Source organism: Longimicrobium sp., assembly GCF_035474595.1.
GTDB lineage: Bacteria > Gemmatimonadota > Gemmatimonadetes > Longimicrobiales > Longimicrobiaceae > Longimicrobium.
The window spans coordinates 1-3,360 of record NZ_DATIND010000144.1; the positions used below are offsets into that span (position 1 = coordinate 1).

General features: G+C 75.8%; 1 protein-coding gene. It reads right to left on the reverse strand.

Going from position 1 to position 3,360, the window contains the following annotated elements:
• The coding region (locus VLK66_RS24555; protein WP_325312142.1) for an amino acid adenylation domain-containing protein at positions 1-3,360 on the reverse strand (3,360 nt) is incomplete at both ends.

Sequence of the window (3,360 nt, forward strand, 5' to 3'; positions counted from 1 at the left end):
CACCCCCAGCGCCCGCAGCCGGTGCGCCAGCCGGTTCGCGCGCTCGTTCACCTCCCCGTACGCCAGCGTCGCTCCCTCGAAGCTCAGCGCGGGCGCCTCCGGCCGCTCCGCCGCGCGCCGCTCGAAGCGCCGCTCCAGCCGTTCAGCGACGGGGAACGACGCCGCCGCCCGCCCCGGCGCCAGCAGCGCCTCGCGCTCCTCCGGCCCCACCAGCGGGAGGCGCGCCAGGGGGGTGGCGGGCTCGGCGGCGGCCGCCGCTTCCAGGCCGCGCAGGTACCACCCCCCGGCCGAGCGCACCTGCGCCTCGCCGAGGCGCGCCGGGTCGTACTCCAGCCGCAGCGCCAGGACCCCCGTGGTGCTGTTCACGTGGAAGTTGGCCAGCAGGGGGACCTCGGTCTTCTGGAAGAACTCCTCCCGCTCCAGGACGACTCCGCCCGCGGCCAGGGTCTCGTAGACATGGAAGTGGACGAAGTTGAACGCCGTCTCGAACGGGGTGCGCCCCGCCTCGCGCACGATCGCGGAGAGCGGGAAGCGCCGGTGCGGGAGGAGCGCCTCCTCGGCCGCCCAGGTGCGCCGCACCAGCTCCAGCCACGTTCCCCCCGCCACCTCCACGCGCAGCGGCACCGTGTTCAGGAAGAGGCCCAGCACCCGCTCGCCGTCCTCGGTCTCCGGCCGGCCGCTGGTCACGTAGCCGGTCACCACCTCGTCCGAGCCGGAGAGGAGCGCCAGCACGCGCAGGTGCACCGCCAGCAGCACCGTCTTCAGCGGCACCCCCGCCCCCGCCGCCACGCGCGCCAGCCCCTCCGCCACGGAGGCCGGGAGGACGAGGTCCAGGTACGGCGCGTCGTCGGGGCGCGGGGCATCGCTTCCCTCCCGCGGCGGGAGGATGGCCGCGGGGGCGCCGTCCATCACCCGGCTCCAGAAGGCGCGCGACTCCGCGGAGGCGAGCGCCTGGCGCTCCAGCGCCACGAAGTCGCGGAAGCGGGCGGCGGGCGGCGCGCCGGTGGGATCTTCGCTCCCGTCGCGGAGCGCGGTGAACAGCCGGAGGAGCTCCGTCAGCAGCGAGGCCACGCTCCACCCGTCGAGCAGCGCGTGGTGCTGGGCCACGACGAGGCGGAACGCGCTCTCCGGGAGGATGTGCGCGTGGAAGCGGAGCAGCGGCGCCACCCGCCAGTCGAAGCCGCGCCCCTTCTCCCGCTCCATCCACGCCTCGTCCCCGGCCGCGCCGGCCGCGCGCAGGTCGGTGACCTCCAGCGGGATCTCGGCGTGGCGGTGCACGCGCTGCACCGGCTCGGGGCGGGCCGCCAGGTCGAACGAGGTGCGCAGCACCGGGTGGCGCGCGGCCAGCCGCCGCAGCGCCTCGCGCAGGGCCGCCTCATCGAAGCGGGTGCGGATGCGGAAGCCGATGACCTCGTAGTAGATGCGCGAGGCCGGGTCGCGCTCGGTGTGGTACAGCATCCCGAGCTGGACTTGGCTGGCCGGATACGCGTCCTCCACGTCGCCGGGAAGGGCGCCCCGCGCCCGGGGGTCCAGGAGGGCGAACGGCTGTGCCGCCGGGTCCGGAGCCTGGGGCCGGGCGGCGGCGGGCGTGGCCGCGGCGGCCAGGTCGCGCACGGTCTGGTGGCGGTGGAGCTGCCGGATGGAGATCGCCAGGCCGCGCCGGCGGGCCGCGGCCACCACCAGCACGCTGCGGATGGAATCGCCGCCGAGCGCGAAGTAGTTGTCGTCGACCCCCACCCGCTCCACGCCCAGCACCTCGCGGTACACCTCGGCCAGCTCCACCTCGGCGGGAGTGGCGGGCGCCACGTACGCGTCGGCGGCCCGCGCGCCCTCGGCCTCTTCCGGCGCGGGAAGGGCGCGGCGGTCCAGCTTCCCGTTGCCGGTGAGCGGAAGCGCGTCGAGTGCGACGAAGGCGGCCGGGACCATGTAGTCCGGGAGCCTTTCCGCCACGTGGGCGCGCAGCGCCGAGGCCGGGCGCGCCGCCGTGCCGGGAGCGGCGACGACGTAGGCCACCAGCCGCCGCTCGCCGCCGCCCTCGTCGCGCGCCACCACCGCGGCGGCCGAAACCTCAGGATGCGCGGCGAGCACCGCCTCGACCTCGCCGGTCTCGATGCGGAAGCCGCGGATCTTCACCTGCTGGTCGGCGCGCCCCAGGTACTCCAGCTCGCCGTCCGCGCGGCGCCGCGCCCGGTCGCCCGTGCGGTAGAGCCGCGCCGCGGGGTCGGCCGAGAACGGGTCGCGCACGAAGCGCCCGGCCGTGAGCTCCGGCCGGTTCAGGTAGCCGCGCGCCACCCCCGCGCCGCCCACGAACAGCTCGCCGGGGACGCCGGGGGGAACCGGCTCCATCCTCGAATCCAGCACGTGGAGCGAGAGATCGGGGATCGGCACCCCGATCGGGCTCCCGCCGCGCTCCAGGTCGGCCCGGGTGATCACGCGGTAGGTGACGTGCACGGTGGTCTCCGTGATCCCGTACATGTTCACCAGCCGCGGCCGCTCGTCGCCGTGCCGCTCCATCCACGGCCCGAGCGACTGCGGGTCCAGCGCCTCCCCGCCGAACACCACGCAGCGCAGCCGCAGCGCGGACGGGTCCACGCCCGACTCCAAATCGGCCCGCACCAGCTGCCGGAAGGCGCTGGGCGTCTGGCTCAGCATCGTCACCCCCTCGTCGACGAGGAGGCGATGGAAGTCCTCCGGCGAGCGCGTCGTCAGGAAGGGGACGACGACGAGGCGGCCGCCGTACAGCAGCGCGCCCCAGATCTCCCAGACCGAGAAGTCGAAGGCGCAGGAGTGGAAAAGCGTCCACACGTCCTCCCCCCCGAACCCGAACCACTCCTCGGTCGCGTCGAAGAGCCGGACGACGTTGGCGTGCGTGACCTCGACCCCCTTGGGCTTGCCCGTGGAGCCGGAGGTGTAGATGACGTAGGCGAGCCCGTCCGGCCCCGCCTCCACGCCGGGGTTCTCGCCGCTCCCGGCGGCGATCGCCTCCGCGTCGGCGTCCACGCGCACCACCGCGCCGCGGAAGGAGGAGAGGCCGGGGAGGAGCCCGCTCGAGGTGACCAGCACCGGCACCCCCGCGTCCTCCAGGACGAAGGCGATCCGCTCGGCCGGATACGCCGGGTCGAGCGGGACGTACGCGCCGCCGGCCTTCAGCACCGCCAGGATGGAGACCACCAGCTCGGCCGAGCGCTCCAGCGCGATCCCCACCCGCACCTCCGGGCCCACCCCCAGCGCCCGCAGCCGGTGCGCCAGCCGGTTCGCGCGCTCGTTCACCTCCCCGTACGCCAGCGTCGCTCCCTCGAAGCTCAGCGCGGGCGCCTCCGGCCGCTCCGCCGCGCGCCGCTCGAAGCGCCGCTCCAGCCG